General features: G+C 42.2%; 22 protein-coding genes. All 22 read right to left on the reverse strand.

The window, feature by feature from the left end; translation table 11 throughout:
* Positions 1 to 30: 30 nt before the first annotated feature.
* On the reverse strand, positions 31 to 408 hold the full coding sequence (locus tag FTU69_RS08935) for a hypothetical protein (protein WP_005177001.1): 378 nt from the start codon (positions 406 to 408) through the stop codon (positions 31 to 33).
* A gap of 102 nt (positions 409 to 510) precedes the next feature.
* Entirely contained in the window at positions 511 to 1722 is a 1212-nt protein-coding gene (locus FTU69_RS08940) for a glycosyl transferase (RefSeq protein ID WP_180062631.1), read from the reverse strand.
* A 13-nt stretch (positions 1723 to 1735) separates the two neighbouring features.
* Positions 1736 to 2494 carry a mannosyl-3-phosphoglycerate phosphatase gene (locus FTU69_RS08945; protein ID WP_180103761.1) on the reverse strand — a complete coding sequence of 253 codons (759 nt, stop codon included), beginning with the start codon at positions 2492 to 2494 and terminating at the stop codon, positions 1736 to 1738.
* Positions 2495 to 2639: 145 nt separating this feature from the next.
* A complete protein-coding gene (locus FTU69_RS08950) occupies positions 2640 to 3638 on the reverse strand; it encodes an adenosine deaminase (RefSeq protein WP_180103762.1) in 999 nt (332 codons plus the stop codon).
* Between the two features lie 67 nt (positions 3639 to 3705).
* Complete coding sequence (locus FTU69_RS08955; RefSeq protein WP_005176982.1) at positions 3706 to 5028, reverse strand: NCS2 family permease; 1323 nt, start codon at positions 5026 to 5028, stop codon at positions 3706 to 3708.
* 344 nt (positions 5029 to 5372) lie between these two features.
* The gene (locus FTU69_RS08960; RefSeq protein ID WP_180103763.1) at positions 5373 to 5609 is read right to left on the reverse strand and encodes a hypothetical protein; all 237 of its coding nucleotides are present in this window, start codon (positions 5607 to 5609) and stop codon (positions 5373 to 5375) included.
* 209 nt (positions 5610 to 5818) lie between these two features.
* A complete protein-coding gene (locus tag FTU69_RS08965) occupies positions 5819 to 6247 on the reverse strand; it encodes an I78 family peptidase inhibitor (RefSeq protein WP_180103764.1) in 429 nt (142 codons plus the stop codon).
* A 312-nt stretch (positions 6248 to 6559) separates the two neighbouring features.
* Positions 6560 to 6907 carry a phage head closure protein gene (locus tag FTU69_RS08970; protein WP_180103765.1) on the reverse strand — a complete coding sequence of 116 codons (348 nt, stop codon included), beginning with the start codon at positions 6905 to 6907 and terminating at the stop codon, positions 6560 to 6562.
* Positions 6907 to 7194, reverse strand: a complete 288-nt coding sequence (locus FTU69_RS08975) for a head-tail connector protein (RefSeq protein ID WP_180103766.1) — start codon at positions 7192 to 7194, stop codon at positions 6907 to 6909. The genes FTU69_RS08970 and FTU69_RS08975 overlap by 1 nt, the downstream gene beginning before the upstream one ends.
* Positions 7194 to 8747 (reverse strand): terminase large subunit, encoded by a 1554-nt coding sequence (locus FTU69_RS08980; RefSeq protein WP_180103767.1) that lies wholly within the window; start codon positions 8745 to 8747, stop codon positions 7194 to 7196. The genes FTU69_RS08975 and FTU69_RS08980 overlap by 1 nt, the downstream gene beginning before the upstream one ends.
* On the reverse strand, positions 8722 to 9114 hold the full coding sequence (locus tag FTU69_RS08985) for a hypothetical protein (RefSeq protein WP_119686926.1): 393 nt from the start codon (positions 9112 to 9114) through the stop codon (positions 8722 to 8724). Before FTU69_RS08985 ends, FTU69_RS08980 begins: the two co-directional genes overlap by 26 nt.
* A gap of 13 nt (positions 9115 to 9127) precedes the next feature.
* A complete protein-coding gene (locus tag FTU69_RS14940; protein ID WP_160255655.1) occupies positions 9128 to 9511 on the reverse strand; it encodes an HNH endonuclease signature motif containing protein in 384 nt (127 codons plus the stop codon).
* Complete coding sequence (locus FTU69_RS08995) at positions 9498 to 10655, reverse strand: phage portal protein (RefSeq protein ID WP_180103768.1); 1158 nt, start codon at positions 10653 to 10655, stop codon at positions 9498 to 9500. The genes FTU69_RS14940 and FTU69_RS08995 overlap by 14 nt, the downstream gene beginning before the upstream one ends.
* Positions 10652 to 11164: an HK97 family phage prohead protease gene (locus FTU69_RS09000; RefSeq protein WP_160255657.1), complete on the reverse strand. Its 513-nt coding sequence runs from the start codon at positions 11162 to 11164 to the stop codon at positions 10652 to 10654. The genes FTU69_RS08995 and FTU69_RS09000 overlap by 4 nt, the downstream gene beginning before the upstream one ends.
* A gap of 2 nt (positions 11165 to 11166) precedes the next feature.
* A complete protein-coding gene (locus tag FTU69_RS09005; protein WP_180103769.1) occupies positions 11167 to 12381 on the reverse strand; it encodes a phage major capsid protein in 1215 nt (404 codons plus the stop codon).
* 115 nt (positions 12382 to 12496) lie between these two features.
* Positions 12497 to 12709 carry a hypothetical protein gene (locus FTU69_RS09010; RefSeq protein ID WP_168382966.1) on the reverse strand — a complete coding sequence of 71 codons (213 nt, stop codon included), beginning with the start codon at positions 12707 to 12709 and terminating at the stop codon, positions 12497 to 12499.
* Positions 12710 to 12917: 208 nt separating this feature from the next.
* The gene (locus FTU69_RS09015) at positions 12918 to 14639 is read right to left on the reverse strand and encodes an AAA family ATPase (RefSeq protein ID WP_180103770.1); all 1722 of its coding nucleotides are present in this window, start codon (positions 14637 to 14639) and stop codon (positions 12918 to 12920) included.
* A complete protein-coding gene (locus tag FTU69_RS09020; RefSeq protein WP_180103771.1) occupies positions 14639 to 14923 on the reverse strand; it encodes a hypothetical protein in 285 nt (94 codons plus the stop codon). Before FTU69_RS09020 ends, FTU69_RS09015 begins: the two co-directional genes overlap by 1 nt.
* Positions 14916 to 15203, reverse strand: coding sequence for a hypothetical protein (locus FTU69_RS14805; RefSeq protein WP_257223628.1), 288 nt, complete (start codon positions 15201 to 15203; stop codon positions 14916 to 14918). The genes FTU69_RS09020 and FTU69_RS14805 overlap by 8 nt, the downstream gene beginning before the upstream one ends.
* Entirely contained in the window at positions 15200 to 15400 is a 201-nt protein-coding gene (locus FTU69_RS09025; RefSeq protein ID WP_151708011.1) for an AlpA family transcriptional regulator, read from the reverse strand. The genes FTU69_RS14805 and FTU69_RS09025 overlap by 4 nt, the downstream gene beginning before the upstream one ends.
* A gap of 86 nt (positions 15401 to 15486) precedes the next feature.
* Positions 15487 to 16110, reverse strand: a complete 624-nt coding sequence (locus tag FTU69_RS09030; protein ID WP_168382962.1) for a hypothetical protein — start codon at positions 16108 to 16110, stop codon at positions 15487 to 15489.
* 2 nt (positions 16111 to 16112) lie between these two features.
* Positions 16113 to 17312: a tyrosine-type recombinase/integrase gene (locus FTU69_RS09035; RefSeq protein ID WP_180103772.1), complete on the reverse strand. Its 1200-nt coding sequence runs from the start codon at positions 17310 to 17312 to the stop codon at positions 16113 to 16115.
* Between the last annotated feature and the right edge of the window lie 128 nt (positions 17313 to 17440).

Genomic DNA, 17440 nt, shown 5'->3' on the forward strand with positions numbered 1-17440 from the left:
ACCTGTCAGCCTATTTCTTTCATCTTGCGCTTATTGTACTGCTTCTTGCACACAAGCATGAATGGTTTTTGATACAACATTGCTCACAATGGTGGCACGCGCTGCCGGGTCAATCGCTGCTGTCGCCAAGTCTACCGCAGTCACATTTTGTGGTGCTTTTTCGCTGACACAACCACAGATTTCAGTCTGGATATTTTGCTTTTGGGTGCTGGTCATGACTTTGGTGGCCGTTTGCCATGCCGGAATGTTGTTTAGCTCGGTGACACATTTGGCATTAATCGCAATTTTCAGTGCTGCGCCGCCCAATTGCTGGGTCGTTGTTGCCGCTGTAGGCTGAGTGGTGCCTGTAGATGCACATGCGCTTAACAGTAATGCCAGCGGTGCTAAAACATAAGCCAACTTTTTCATGTATTTTCCTTCAGTTTTGCGTCATTTTACCGGCCTATTTTAAGGGCTTTAGCGCGGATTCGGTTTATCTTTTTGACCGCAATGCACAAATAAATGGCAAATTTAAGCATTATCCAGGGCAACTGCCTGCTTCATATCCGCAAATACCGTTGGACAGGCCGATTGCACCCGGTTCCAGCTTGGAATAAAAGACTGCTGGTTCGGATAATTCATAAACTGCTCCCCTGCCTCGACAATACTCTGAGCAAATAATTCCACCACATTTTCTTCGCTGTGCCGGTCATAGTTCAGGCCATTGGTGGTGGCATCATAATAATAGTGATCAATCAGATCCAGCGCATTACGATAATAGGCCGCGCGGATAATCCGAATATTGTCCAGACTGACCTGCACCCCCAGCGCCGCCAGCTTACGGAAAAATGCCAGTGCGATATCCCGGCTCATCCGTTTTAGGCCACCATCCCCATTGGCGGTGGTGACTTCCTGATGTTTATGTTCATAATCATCGGCAATATCGACCTGACAGATGCGCTTGGTGGAATAGTTGCGGTAAATTTCCGAGAGCACGCCAATTTCCAGGCCCCAATCGCCCGACACCTTCAGGTCACGCAGTGCTTCGACATGAATTGCCATCTCTCCAGACAAGGGATAACGAAAGGCTGAAAGATAAAGCAGATAATCCAGCGGTCCGAAGACTTTTTTCAGGGCCTGCAATAAAGGTGACACCAGCAGACGTGACACCCGACCATTCATTTTCCGGTTGGCCACCCGCGCATAATAACCTTTGGAAAACTGGAAGCTGAATTGTGGATGTACCATCGGATAAATCAGCCGGGCCAGCATGTCGCGTTTATAGGTACGAATATCGCAATCATGCATCGCCACCACCTGGCTCTTGCCTTCAGCCATAGCATAACCGGCACAATACCAGACATTACGGCCCTTACCGCGCTGCAAAGGCGCGACATTTAACTGATTTAACTGCTGATGCAGCTGCTGCAAACGCGGTCCATCATTCCATAAAATTACATGGTTTTGCGGCAACACCGAGAAAAATTCCCGCGCATGGGCAAACTGCTCCGCATTGGCCTGATCCAGACCGATAATAATCTGCTGGATATAATCGGCGCCTTTCAACTCTTCGACAATCTGGGTTAAGGCCGGATGTTCAAGCTCGGAATATAAGGAAGGTAAAATTAAGGTGACCGGTTTGGACTTGGTAAATTCGCGAAGTTCCTGTTCATATTCATGTAGATGGCGCTGTTTTAAATCATGTATTGTTGTAATCATGCCTTCTTGTGCAAAATCGACCATCATCCTCTCCAGTTTATTGTTGTAAAAAGTACTGTAATCCTTCTGCCCAACCCGCTGGTGCCTGCTGCCGGGTGAAGTACACAGAATCGTGTTCTAATGCCAATGCTGCTTTATACGGCCGTTTGACCACCACAGCATGCTGACAGGCTTTCAGCATATCGAGATCATTTTCACTATCCCCCAGCCCAATACACACCATTTGCGTCGGATAAAACTGTTTCAGCCAGTTCACCGCCAGCGATTTATCACAGTCACGGCTTAAAATATGGCTAAAGCGTCCACCATGAACCATATGCAAATTACTGGCCAGATGTTGCGACAATATCGCTTCGTCTTCGGTTCGGCTGTCCGGATTCCAGATAATGACTTCGCTATACGGACGCTCTAAAGCTCGGGCTGCATCGTCCAGCACCAAACCGGTCAGCGCTGCAATCTGCGCAGCATCACAGTCACTAAAGCATTGAAAATTTAAGCCATAGTCTGCTTTTAACTGCTGTAGTTGCACCGCAATGTCGGTACTGGATAAGGGACTTTGATAGTCATGCTGCGCATTAAAATAGATATATGCCCCATTTTCAGCCACAAAAGGCATGCCGCTTAAACCGAGCTGTTGCTGCAAATGGCGGATTTCCGCTGCGGTTTTACTGCTACATAAAATAACCGGAGAATCCGGAATTAAACGCTGGATCAGCTCTATGTTCTTCCCATAGCTGTAATTATCATGATTTAATAAAGTCCCATCTAAATCTGTAAAAATTATAAATTTTGGCATCTGTACTTATATTGGCTTTATCTGTGTAGAATCCTATAAGATTCTCAGCTTAATATTGCTTTAACTTACTTTTTTATAACAAGAAAGTAACAGGCCTACATGAAGTAGGCCTATTTTTTTCATCATTTTATGAAGCTAGATGCGCTTATAGAGCCTGGATTTTTTCAATCCAAGCCTGTTTCTGCGCTGCTGGCAGGAACGAGGCTTCAAAGGAGTTAATCGCCAGTTGCTTTAGCTCATCTGCACTTAAATCTAACGCTTCGGTAATGGCAATAAAGTTGTCATTCATATAGCCGCCGAAATAAGACGGATCATCCGAGTTAACCGTCACCTTCACGCCCTGCTGTAACAAACGGCGGATATTGTGCTGCCGCATATCCTGCACCACGCACAGTTTTAAATTACTGAGCGGGCACACCGTAAGCGGCATTTCATCCTGAATCAGACGCTGCATCAGTGCCGGATCTTCTTCAGAACGCACGCCGTGGTCAATACGATTCACTTTCAGCAAGTCCAGTGCTTCCCAGATATATTCTGGTGGACCTTCTTCACCGGCATGCGCCACCACCAAGAAACCGTATTCACGGGCTTTGGCAAAAACGCGGGCAAATTTAGCAGGCGGATGCCCCACTTCGCTGGAATCCAGACCGACTGCAATAATCTGTTCTTTATACGGCAGTGCCTGTTCCAGCGTTACAAATGCTGCTTCTTCGCTAAGATGACGCAAGAAACACATGATTAAACGGGAACTGATGCCCAGTTTGCTTTGTGCATCATCACAGGCACGTTGCAAACCGTTAATTACTGTCGCAAAGGCAATCCCGCGGTCAGTATGAGTTTGCGGATCGAAGAACATTTCGGTATGTACCACCTGATCTTCTGCACACTTTTCAAAATAGGCCCAGGCCAGATCATAAAAGTCCTGCTCATGTACCAGTACATTGGCACCGGCATAATAGATGTCTAAAAACGACTGCAGGTTATGAAAGTTATAGGCCTCTTTGACTTTCTCGACTGACTGATATGGAATGGCAATGTTGTTACGCTGCGCGATGGCAAACATCAGTTCTGGCTCAAACGTCCCTTCAATATGGACATGCAACTCTGCCTTGGGTAAGGCGCGAATCAGCTCAAGTTGATTCATCTCTCATCCTCATGAAAATAAAAAAGGGTGCAAACCGAGTTTACACCCTCAAAATGGTTGCTGGGGATTAACCGCCAAATAACGCGAATTTTAATGCCCACAATACTGCAATAATCCACACCATATACGGCACAGATGAAGCTTTACCGGTCAACAGCTTGATCAACGCATAGCTGATAAAGCCCATGGCAATACCGTCCGCAATTGAGTAGGTAAATGGCATAAATACGATGGTCAGGAAGGCTGGAACCGCTTCGGTAATATCTTCCCAATCAATATGTACAATGCCCTGAATCATCAGCACACCCACAAATAACAAGGCAGGTGCAGTAGCAAAGCCCGGTACCGATTGGGCCAGTGGCGCGAGGAATAAACACAGTACAAACAGCACCGCCACCACTACCGCAGTCAGACCGGTACGCCCGCCCGCAGCAACACCGGCAGACGATTCAATATACGGTGTGGTTGAAGAGGTACCCAGTGCTGCACCCGCTACAATGGCAGATGAGTCGGCAAATAAGGCTTTTTTCAAACGTGGTAATTTACCATCTTTGAGCAGGCCCGCACGATGTGAAACGCCGACCAGGGTACCGGTGGAGTCAAACAGATCGACCAGGAAGAAGACGAAAATCACCCCGATCAGGCTGGCAGTAAACAGACCTTCAAAGTCCATTTGCATGAACGTTGGCGCGATAGACGGGATTTCACCGACCACACCTTTAAATTCGCTTAAGCCCAAAGCCGTAGAAATAGCCGTTAATACCAGAATACTGATGATAATTGCACCACGCACCTTGAATTGGTGCATCACCACAATCATCAGGAAGCCAAATAAGGCCAACAGCACTGAAGGCTGTTTCAAGTCACCCAGACCCACCAAAGTCGCCGGGTTATCGACAATAATGCCTGCGTTTTTTAGTGCAATTAAGGCCAGGAATAAACCAATCCCGCCGCCAATGGCCAGTTTCAGGGACATTGGAATGGCATTGACAATGGCTTCACGAATTTTGAACATGCTGATGGCAATAAACACCAGACCGGATACAAACACCGCAGCCAGCGCAGTTTGCCAAGGCACACCCATGCCCAGACAAACCGAATAGGTGAAATAGGCATTCAGGCCCATACCCGGTGCCAGCGCAATCGGATAGTTGGCAATCAGTCCCATCACCAGACAGCCAATTGCGGCTGCCAGACAGGTTGCAACAAAGACAGCCCCGTGATCCATCCCGGTTTCGGATAAAATCATTGGATTGACAATAATGATGTAACACATAGTTAAGAATGTGGTTACACCGGCAAGAACCTCAGTACGAAAACTGGTCTTGTTTTCGCTTAACTTAAATAAGCGCTCAAGCACATTTTCTGAAGATGGATTAGGAGTCGTCATGACCTCGCCCTTGTAAATAAACTTAAATACCCAACAGTGATGCGAAAGTACGGAGAAAATTCATCCCTACCCCTAGCATTGCCAAGCAACGGATATGCCAAAAGTTACACGCACAGGATAAGTCTATTTAGCCATTATGCTTTGAGCCCTTAACAGCTCAAATCAGATAAATTCTAAACAAAAAAGCCGCATAACTTTATGCAGCTTTACTTACCATAATTAAATCAACTATTTAAAAAATAAACACGCTAATTTAATTGTCTAATGGGTAAATTATATCACACTGATTTTTCATTGTTTCTAAAATTTATCTTTAATTTTCATTCAGAGCATTTCATGCTGAATTAGAATTTTTGGCCTAAACTTCCAGCCCGCTCAATAGAGGGTTCGATCTGTCGCATGTGATCATCCAGCGATAAACGATGTGAAGCCCGATCTTGTTCAATCAGATGCGGAGAGTCGCGTGCCTCCTGCACAATATTCTGCATTTCTTGTTGTCTGCGGTGTTGTTCCTGCTGAAACACCCAGACCATTAACAGGACAACCATGACAATAAAGGTCACGATCAGGATTTGCCTCATGTTCTTTACTATTATTAAACAAATTTAATTTATACTAACAGAAAAATAAACAATATGTGAACCATGTCACAACTTTCAGTTTGTGTATTAATCAAATTTTAACAATTCAAGCATTCAATTGGCCTTTAACTCACTCCTACCCTTACCTATTGAAATTTCAATTTCCTGACACCCATAAAAAAAGTCCGCACTGGGCGGACTGTTTAGCCTTAACCGCAGGATGCTTGCACAATTTTATTACTGTTCGGATCAATGGTTACTGTGACTCGGTCAGCGCGATAATCCATGGTGACCGGCTGGCCAGGATGGACGCTGCGAACAATTTTGGCCTGAGTCCGCTGCTTGATTTCGCTCTGTGGCAAACTGCCTGATTGACCGATCAGCTTTTTGGCTTCTTCTGCCACACACTGGCCTGGCTGCTGACGGAACAGCGCCCATTCTTCAACGATGCTGCCATCCGGTAAATGGCAATAGCCCACCTGACCACTGTGTTCGTCTTTAATTTCCAGCCGGCCACCCTGTTCAATACAATACTGACTGGCCGGATTGGCAAGTCCTACCTGTGCTGGGGGGTGCTGTACGGTGCTACAGGCCATAAGCGAGGCTGCAAGCGCAGCAAAAAGAACAATATTTTTCATGGGCAGTATTCTTGTATAAAAAATATTAGCCTAGCAAATTTTACTGGACCTGCTGTGTCTTTTTGCAAAAGAGGGAGAAAGCTTCTTGTAAGTCTTGATGAGGGGCAGCTTTGACTCATATAGAGCTGTTACTGATAAATTGGTGGATGGAGAAATTACAGAGATAAAAAAAGGCTTATCAGTATTTCACTGATAAGCCTTTAAAATTTGGTAGGTATATCCAATACCCAACTACAACATAAGGCATTGAATAAGTTAAAGTATATTTTCATATAAACTATAATGTACAAGCCTGTGTACAAGGTTTTTAGCTTAAATCCAACCTATTCCCGGCTCCCTTAACTCAAAAGTTAAGTGTTGCCTGTTGGTCTTGTTATCACGTATCACGCCATCAATTCCGAACAACTCAGGTTCAGCACTCAGGCCATAAATCCGAACTCGCATAGTTGAATCAATGCCATCAACAAAATGAGTAATCAGCCTGGCTTTAAAGTTGATCCGCTCGGCCTGTGCAGAAATAGTTTCCTGGCTGCTCAGTGGTCGAAAGTCACCGTACAATCTGGTGAACTCTGTCCAGGCTTCGGTTTCATAGTTATATTCATCATAAATAATTGAGAGTTTCTCAATAATGCAAAGTTTATCCATTGCTCCAATATTCATTAATGCACCTGCTTAGTAATGTATGGGCCTAAAAGCAAATCAAACGCACGGTTATTATTTAGGGCCTGATCCGCTTGCATGGTTCTGTTTTGGTACAAGTCTGCACCTAGTAAGAGAATTGCCGACTTAATCGGGGCTGGTGCTTCTGTGGTTTTGCTCCAGTCATCACCCAGAAAGTTCTTGATATGCTGCTCTGCACTGTCCAGATAAATTTGAATGGTTGCATCATCAAAATCATGCAAAATTCTAAGGTGCTGCTTCATTTCTTCCAAAGTAACTAAATTCATTAAAATATAACCTCGCAATCATTTACGTCTAAATCTACATTCGCCATTGCTCGGCCTAATGCCATGCAAAGGGCTACAATCCCATCTATCTTTTCAGAACTCTTTTTCTTACTTGGTTTCACGTTTCCGGCTGCATCCTGTTCGACAACGGTATTAGCACACATCCAGTTTAAAACTGGGTTATTCGGGTGCTGTAGGTCGCCATTAATTAGCATCGTTTCAAGCTGCTTTGCTGGGGCGCTCATGCTTCCATATCCCTGACCAAATCCGACCACTTCAAATCCATCTGCTTCAAGGTCTGTCATTAATTGGCTGGCGTTCCATCTATCAATTGCAATCTCTTTAATCTGGTAGATTTCCCCCAGCTCATGGATTTTTAACCGGATGGCTTGCTGATCCACTGCTTTTGAATCTGTTGCTATCAAATGGCCCTGCTCCACCCATTGAGGATAAGGAACTTTGTCTTTTCTGGATCGCTCCCATATCTGCACTTGAGGTACAAAAAAGAAAGGTAGTGTGTAGGTCTTGCCTGCAATGTTTGGAAAGGTCAAAACAAGGGCTGTAATATCCTGAACGCTTGAAAGGTCTAAACCTGCATAGCATGGCTGCCCTGCAAGGTCTGGGTAGTTAAGATTCTTGCAATCATCCCAAATAGTTGAACTTAACCAACGGCTGTCTGATTCTGTCCACTGGTTCAAGTACAGTCTACGAAATACGTTTTCATAAGCTGGCACCTGCTGCGCCTTTAAACATTCCTGTTCATAAAAACTCAGGTCTACCGTGTGGCCCATACTTGGACAAGCTGCCTGCCATGTTGCAGGGTCTTTCCAGTCGGCATCGTCTGGCGCTGCATAAATGCACGGTAGGAAAGTCGGGTCATCAATAATTCCATCCTGCACCTTTAACGCATAATCCCAGATTTCATAGCAAATCGAATTTTTGTTAAATCCGGCTGTGCTGGTGTATAGAATCAAACTATTGTTTCGGGCCAGTGTGCCTGTGGTAAAAACGTCTACAAGCTCCCGATCATCAATACAGTGCAGCTCATCAATACCGCAGTAATGCACGTTTAAACCGTGTTTTGTGCTGGCTGAACTCGATAGCACACGGTAAACGCTGCCACTGTTGGGAACTAAAATTGATCGCTTATAAATCTCTGATCTGCTATCCAACTCATGTTCATTTTCAGTCATGGCCTTTGCAGCATTAAAACAAAGTGCTGCCTGATCCGTATCTGCTGCCACATTAAAACATTGTGCTGCTGGTTCATTTTCACAGTGTAAACAATACAGTGCTATGGCTGCTGCCAGCTCGGTTTTTCCTTGTTTACGGCTGATAAATAAAGCACTTTGGCGGTATCGTCTTTTGTGATTATCCTTTCTACGCCAGCCGAACAATTCTCGCAGATAATCAATCTGCCAATCTAAAAGCTCGAAAGGTTTGCCACGCCACTGACCTGTAGAATGAGTAAGGCATTCAGCAAAGAATCCAATAACTTTGTCGGCTTCATCTTCGCAAAAATAATAGTTAGCTAAAGAATCTGGACTTGTCATTTTTCTTTCCTTTTTCTGGTGCAACTATTCCGCCTTTACTGCTTGGCGTGAATCCGAACTCCTTAGCCATCAATCGCAGACTGTTAAAAATCCGCATGTCTGGAACTTCGCCACTTCTTCGGCTGTCAATGTATGCGCCCAATAAATCGCAGTAGGTCGCCAGTGGTTCAACGGTTGCAACATTCAGCAAATTATTAAGGGCCATCTGTGGGGCTAGTTTGTTCCACTGGTGCAGGCCCTCACCTTGTAACCAATCTGGTGCAATGGTTTCTGCTGGTAAAAATTCAGGTTCGGCATCATTCAAAGGGCGTTTACCTGGATTGCCTGCAAGCTCTTTTAATGCCGTTGGTTTTCTTGGATTCGCCATTTTTCAAAATCCCTCAACTGCGGTCATAAAAATGTGACTGGGTGGGCGGTACTTCATCAAAAAGTTTTTCGTGATTTTTTGACTTATTCCAATGGTGGTTCGGATCGAGTGGTCGACCTTTCACGTCACACCCCCAATTCACCTGCTTACCCATGTCTTGTGCTGTCTTGAGTGAGTGGCACTCATGGCACAGTAGGACTAGATTGCTCAGGTCATTGTCATCACCATCATTGTTCATATGGTCAACGTCTGTTCCTGGTACTGTTAGGCCACGCTTAACACATATCTGGCATAGGCCACTATCACGAGCAATAACAGCCTGTCTGATCTTCTGCCATAGTCTGCTATTCAATGGGATAGCACGTTGTTTGGGCTTGTATAGGCTATGGTTCTTCATTGTTGGTCTGTCCTGCCTGATCCTGTTGCTGAATGATGCCTATCGGTAGATTCTCCAGTTCTCTTACTTCATCAATAGTCATCCACTTGTTTTGTAATGCCGACTGGTAGAACGCTGCACGGTTTGCATTATCACCACGCAGTAATCCATCCAAATTGTGTTCACAGTAGAATGATGATGTTAGGCATGTGTTATTAATCGCCTGTTCCCACATCAATAAATGACGCTTTAATGTGAGTGTTACGAACTGTCTAGCCAGCTCCACACTGTTTGAATAGTTAGCATTGTCCAGCACTCCAACAATGGTCGGCTGTATCCTGAATAAACGACATACTTCCAATACGCTGAACTGTCTGGATTCCAGCCATTGGCTATCTATCAAGCTCATGGATACTGGTTTGAACTGTGCTCCACTTGGTAGCACTGGGGTAGTGCCTGCATTCCTTACACCTGAATAATTAGCCTTCCAACTATCACTGATCTGTTTCGCTTGGTCTTTAGTGGTAGTCGGTAGGGTTTCAATCACACCATTTAATGAGGTGCCATTATTAAAAGTATTTGTACCGTGCTGCTGTTCAGACAATGAAAGAGCTATTGTGTCCTGTGCTACCTGGATCGGTGAACGCCCTAGATACGGCGTACTGTCGCTTGGGTGGTAGCGTAAATGTAGAACCTCATCTGATAATAGGCGCTTGCTGCTGCCATCATACTGAACAATGTCATATACCAAATTTCCACTTTGATTTAATAAGACTGTGACGCTATCCGGGTGCAAGGGAATTAATGCTGTAATCCCTTTTTGGTCCCTTTTAATTTCTGCATAAGCATTACCACGCAATAAAACATGACGTTGCAGCATTTCCCGAAATTCTAGTGCTGTCTGCCAGTGGTTCGGCTTGTCATGGATCAATTTATATAACGGATGCGCCTTTGCTTTTTCTCGGCCTGTTTTTGTTCGCTTGAACACTTCAAAAGGTAGGCTCGCAATGGTTTCACTGATTGCAGAAATACAAGCGTAAACAGTGGAAATAGATTCTGCTGTTTTGGCGTTTACTACTGGAGTATTCAGCACATTGGCGAAATAGGTGTCATATGCTGGAGTGTTATTTCTTTTTTCATGTCGTCTTTGGTTTCTACGGCTCATTTAAAGCACTCCAGATAGGTTTGTGCAGATGCCAGTCGTTGGATACCTTTACGCTTGGCCCGAATATCTAAACTGGTTGCGTCATATGCTGGCTGACTAGTGATTGTGATTTCAAACAAATCAACGTCCAGAATCTCCCTGGCTGTATCTGTCCAGTTTTCGGATCGAACAATAAATCCGAATGAACATCCGGCAAGGTCGCCACGCTTCACCAACTCAGCTACATCGTTCCCCAGTGTGGTGCTAGGTAGATCAAGCTCAAATCTCAGGCCCTTGTCATCTTCCCAAAGTCGAAGCGTGTTTGATCCCAAACGGCCTAATAAATGTTCTGGATTGTGTTCATAGATGGCTGTAATTTTTGGCGCTTCCTGAGAAGAAAGGGAACGTGTAAACGCTCCCTTTTTAATAACTTCCTGGAATGTCCCGATTCTGGTAGGACTGTCAAATACAGCCGCATATCCTGAAAGGGTGCGCCCTTTGCTTTCTACGCTAAAGGCTCTTTTTTCCATAATTAAGCACCTGTCGAAGCTACTAAGAAGGCTTTAGGGTGTCGAATTGCTACATCACAAGTTGCCATAGCTCGGATTTGTACACCGCCTCGGCTGTATGCAGGTTCAGCGTATGGATTCACCAAAATATCAATCTCTGACCATACCCCTAAAAGCACCTGGCTAAAGTCACCTAGGATGAATTGTCCTGTCGGCATATTCGCTGAAACATTGAAAGGAAGTTCACCAACTTGGCCGTTTTGATAGAGGTATTGGCCTGTACCTACTGACTTCTCAATACCTGCCAAAGCTGTTTTTAATCCACTGGTGCCTAACCAACGTAAATTAGAAATATTTTCATCTTCAAGCTGCTGGATTAGTTGCAGAACTTCAGCCCATGTTGCCGGAACAGTACCTGTTAGAACTCCAACTGTGTTTAGAATACCTAGAGGGTCTTTAACGCCTGTACCTGCAATGATGGCTTTATCAATGTTTTGAGCCACTAAGAATGACAAATCTTCACGGATAAGACTTTCAATGTCTGGGCTGGACTGCTGGATCAACTGACGTGACATTTCAGTTTTCCCGCCTGTATGCTTCGGTGTCAATGTGATTGCATCAAATGACATATTTGATTCTGGTACTGCTTCTTCTTCACCTACCCAGCCAAGTGATAAACCTGTGCCGTATTTTGGAATGACTACATCACCAGACAATCCAGTTAATGTTCTTACACCCATCTGACGAACAATGTTTGAAGCTCGCAAAGGGCCGATGTAATCCTGTGGGCGGTGGTTAGTTGCAACGAGTTCGGCTGCTGTAGTTGTGTTGTTTGTTGCACGTGTTTCCAGTGCATCGAATGGAATGAATGCGCCTTGTGCTTTCTTGCCAGAACGCTTTTCCGCTTCCTTGTTGTATTCCAGCTCAGCACCTGAAAGGCTACGACCTGCAATCTGCGCTTGGATAATGTTCTGCACTGACACTGATCGCTTTAATTTTTCAAAGTCTTTATTGTGACCATCACCGATATGGTCGGCTGGCACAGCACGTTCCAGACTTCGCAGGTATTCAACGCGGTCAATTTGGGCTTGGATGCTTCGTTCTTCTGTTTTTAATTTTTCAAACTGTGTATTTTCTTCGTCTGTTAAATCACGGTTTGCTTTAGCTGCTGCATCTGCTAGGGCTTTCATCTGGCTAACTGTGCTAGATCGTTTTTCAAGTAATTCAGTTAAGTTCATTTCTCTATATCCTGATCAAGATACAGTCTAAATATCACAATATAGATATAAAAATCATAGTCTTAAATTCTTATAGATACATATAAAAAACCCACTCAATTGAGTGGGCTAGTGATTAAACAAAAAATATATTGTATTCAGGGTCGCTGGATTTTAAAGCGGATTTCACTTTTTTCCTTAATTCAAAGAATGATTGATCACCTGTTTTGTCTTCTTCGCATTCACCAAATTTCTTTCTTTGCTCTCTTTGTTGATTAGCATAAATTTCCAAAACATCATCAAGTTTTTTTAGTTCATCAACTGATAATTCAATTACTTTATTAGTCATCATAATTTCCTTAATTTTCTATCTATATACCTTGAGCAACATGAGCAAGTTGAGCAAGTTGGCTGTAAGTTAATGATTTATAATACAATTCAAGTTGCTCATCATGTTGCTCAACTTATTTCATCTTGAGCAAGTTGAATATTTATATATTTCATACAGTTAGCTTCATGTTGCTCATGTTGCTCAACTTGCTCATCGGTGTTGTAGGCTAGAAATGTGTTGGTTCATCCAATCTATGGATTTTAGGTAGTGCCCAAAACCAAACTTTTTCACCCTGTGGTTTAAATGGTTTTATATTTAATTTTTCCTGTGCCCTCCTAATTGAAGCTGGACTAAAACCAGCATCTTTTGCCTGTGCCTGAACTTCTTTACTAGGCATACTTTCAACTGAGCTGAGTAAATCAATTAAAAACTCTCTCGCCATGTCTACAGTTGAACTATTGCCATTTTCAGTATTCTCAGCCTCATTGAGTAACTCTTTTGCTGTTCCCTCAATTATCCCCAGCCAAGCTGTTTTTGTAGTTTCAATATTCTCTAAAACAGTTTCAGATTCGATCTGGTATCTAATACCACCATCTAAAGTTGAAATATTGCTTTTTGCACGTACCAAAATGCAATCATTTTCATCTTCACGCTTTGCAGCACTCCATACCATACGCGCTAAAGCTGTGAACGCCTGCGAACCTATAATTCGATCTGCTGGGCTGCTTCCCGAAGTGCCTTTAGCAAAATGAGTAATTCCTACAACGGCGCAATTAAATTCTTGAGCAAAATCTACAACTACCTGGAGTGACCTACGAACATCAGTAGCCTTGTTTGAATCACCGCCAACGGCGGATATGATCGGATCAATCATTAATAGCTTTATATCTGGATTCTGCTTTGCATAGTCATACAACAATGGAAGGTCTTTTGTCGGGTCGAATGGTTCCCTTTCACCTTTCTCATTAATACGACCAGCAATAAAATCAATTTTGCTAAGGTCTGCACCATTGGCAATCAGTCGAGGCAATAAAGTATCGTTCGGATCATCCTCTGTAGAATAAATTAAAACTCTACCTGTATCTGCACATTTTGAGCCATCAGGAAAAATGCCCTTTGTGGTTATTGTTGCAATCAAAGCTAAAAGCAAGTTTGTTTTTCCACATCCTCCAGCACCAGCCAGAATAGTGAGTTTCCCAAGTGGTAGCCATCCAGCCCAAAGCCAATTAATCGCTTGGGCTTTAATGGCACTCATATTTACAATTTGAAGTGCTGCACTTTGTTTATGAGATTCATCCAATTTTGGATGATCCATCTTTTCTATAGGCTTAATTTCATCAGTTTTACTTTGCAAAGCAATTCTAATTTCCTGATCCGTTAATCCAGACACATCAGCATCAAAATGAATCTTTAAATCATCATCAGAATTTAACTTTTTGTTGGTAGCAATAACTCTAGGCTTAGATTCGTCAAAGTAATTATTTACTAATTCAAAAGCTGTATAAATTTGCCCATGAAAAACAGAAACATAATTAAGTTGCGATAATTTAAAAAATAGATTTAAATTATCTGTAGCAATAAAACTTGATGGGTTTGGTTTGCTAATATTGGATACTGGAATCCCAGCACCGACTTTAATCGGCTGGGATTTCTTTTTGGTATCTAATAATTGATAACCAGATAATTCTTTCTTTTCTAAATCATATAAAGGGATGGCCTTATAGCCTGCAATATCTCGACCTTTATAGATCGTTTCATCCGCCACGGTTCTGATATTTCCTTTTTCCTCATTTTGCACCAATACATTTAAATCAAAATCATGAAGTGAATAACTTTCTACTACATTTTTAGTGTAGTTATGAGTGTGAGAAAAAATTGCATTTTGTGGCTTTGGGTCTATAGCTTCTAGTAAATCGCCTGTGGTATCCCAGGAGGTTTTTATATTCATTACTCACCCCCTTCATGATCGAATGCCATCGGGAGGATTTTTTCAATCATTTCTAATTTTGTCTGGATTTCATGTATAAGATTGGCAACGATTTCGTCTTTAATAACCAACTTATTACCATCATCAAAACAATTGAATGTGGCTACTGAAATATCTTTCGCACTTGCTACTAATCTATGAACAACATCTTGAGCATTTAAGTAATTAGCGTCTGGATGAGCCACATAAAAGGTAGTGGTATCACATAGAGAAGGGTTGTAAGTTTTTTTAATTTGATTAGGCATGAGAATGCGCTCCTGAATTATTTAACGGAGCTTTACCAATTACGACCAAGTAATTATGGTGGCAAAGCTGAAAGGGGTTGGTCGACCAGTAATTCAGGTAACTGGCACACTCGAAAGTGTCCCCCTCCAACTTCGCCATAGAGATATGCGAACGCATAGAGAGATTACACATACAAAAAAAGCCCACTAAGCGGACTGTATGCGCTGAATATTTATAGCCGACCAAAGCTAACTTTGAGATTTTGCTCAAAGCAAGAGAACTATAACCAATTTTTTTCATGCTGTCACCTCATGGCGCTCAGCTTTTTTAATTTCTATCCATTGCTCGATTTCTTTTATATCAAAATAGACTGGGGCCTGTTTCGTATCTCCCAGTTTAATTGGCTTTGGGAAGTCCTTATCTTTAAGCATTAACTTACGCAAACCATCACGAGTGAGGCTCAGTAATTCACAAACTTCATTAAACTTTTTAAGCATATACTTAACTCCATATAACTAATACATGGAATTATGTGTATGTTATTTAATTAGAAATATTCCCAAAGCAGCTTTGGGTAATAAAATTATTTTTTCCCTTTATGCTCAAAATATTGTTGATAGTTTTCTAGTTCTTTAACTGCACTAGCAAAATCACGAACAATTGATTTTCTTGATCTCTCAATGCCCAACTCACAAACCTTGTCATAAACTTTATTATAAAAATCTTCCCTAGTAATCCAAACCTTACTAATCAACATTTCTTTTATAATTTCCTGAACACGGTGACTATCATTTTTACCCTTTCTACTGCCATTATCAGACATTTGCAGCCTTTGGATTTTTCTCTCATTTTTAGATTCATTAACGCCCATATAAAAATAGAAAGAATTTAAATTTGCTATCACTGCTTTTAAGTTATTCTTTTCTAAATAAAATTCACAAAAAGCTAACCTAACTATCATTCTGTAATAAAAGAATTCTGTTGATTCATGCTGTTTGCTGCCAAAATTTCTTACTAAGTGCTTTAAACCTATTTCTTTCATATTGACGTGATCATCAATAATATTATCTTTTAATTCCTCCATAATTTCATGAATACAAGGGAAATTCTCAAGCCCTCGATCTATATAAAAATTATCTAAGTCCATATTTAAATTAAATTTTAAGACTGATATTTTGTCTTCCAAATACTCTTTAATATCTTCCATAATCAGCCTACCATCCGATCCAGTTCATCTGCCCACCACTGCATGATCTCGATGCGCTCATCAAAGTGCTGTGCTTTATCATATTTTCCCTTTACACCTTTTTTGATGTGACCTAAGCACGCCTCGATAACCTGTGACTTGTCGCTAAATTTATTATTTAATGCGGTGCTGGCAATATGTCTAAAACCATGCGGATTTTGTCGCCCTTGATAGCCCAAGCGATTTAACGCAACATTAAATGTCATATTACTTATGGGCTTTTCGTAACTATCACGGCTCGGAAATAAATACTCCGATTCTGTTTTATAAGTGTGTAGCTCTCTAAGCAATTCAACCGCCTGTTGTGGCAATGGTACAGCGTGAACAATACCTGTCTTTGTTTTCTCGGCTGGCTTAATCCACTCGGCTTGATCTAAATTAAAATCATCCCAAACGGCTTCCCGAAGTTCTGAGGGTCTAGGGAATAATAGCGCCAACAACTCTAAACCTATTGCCACTGGTCTTGATGGATGCTGCCTAATTTCTTTTATTAATCTGCCCACTTGATCAAGTTCAACATATTTCATATTGCCCCTGTCGCCCTTGTTTAAAAATTCTGTCATACCATCAAGCGGATTAGATTCGATCTTGTTTTTAAACTTGGCAAGGTTGTATGCGCTTCTACAATATGAGCGTAATTTTTCGACCTGTGTATAAATGCCTAAATCTTCCTGCAAACCTCTAAAAAAATCTAACCATTCATGCGGTGCTATTTCTAAATAGTTGCGCTCTCCAAACGCTGGAATAATGTGCCTATTGATTGACTTCACCGCTTTGTCATAGGTGACTGCATCCCAGTTGCCGTCCTTAGTTGCAAGCCAGTCATTCATCAAAACACTGAATAGTAAATTTTCCTGTTCAATCTTGTTTTGTTTAATCTTCTGCTTGGTTTCAAGCTGCACCCCTGCATAGATATTTTCCTGAAATTCTGCCGCCTTTTTTCTAGCAACAACTGCTTTCATCGCTGGATATGAGCCAATACTCAACCATGACCATTTACCATTTTCTTTTTTATATCTAAACAACCATGATTTTTTACCGCTTGGCTGTACCCGAAAATATAAGCCGTTAGCATCTAATTCCCGATATTCTTTCTCTTCAGGTTCTAATCCATCCAATACGGCTGGTGATAATGGGCGTTTTTTTATTTCGCTTCTTTTCATAACCTTGTACACATGAGTTAGATTTTTAACGCAGTGTACACCAGCGTGTACATATTTTTAAACTATAAGCGAATTTATGTATCTTTAAGAAAAGCAATAAAAAAGCCCTAAATCATTATAATTCAGGG

Origin of the sequence: Acinetobacter sp. YH12134 (assembly GCF_013418555.1) — a bacterium.
In the GTDB taxonomy this organism is placed as follows: domain Bacteria; phylum Pseudomonadota; class Gammaproteobacteria; order Pseudomonadales; family Moraxellaceae; genus Acinetobacter; species Acinetobacter indicus.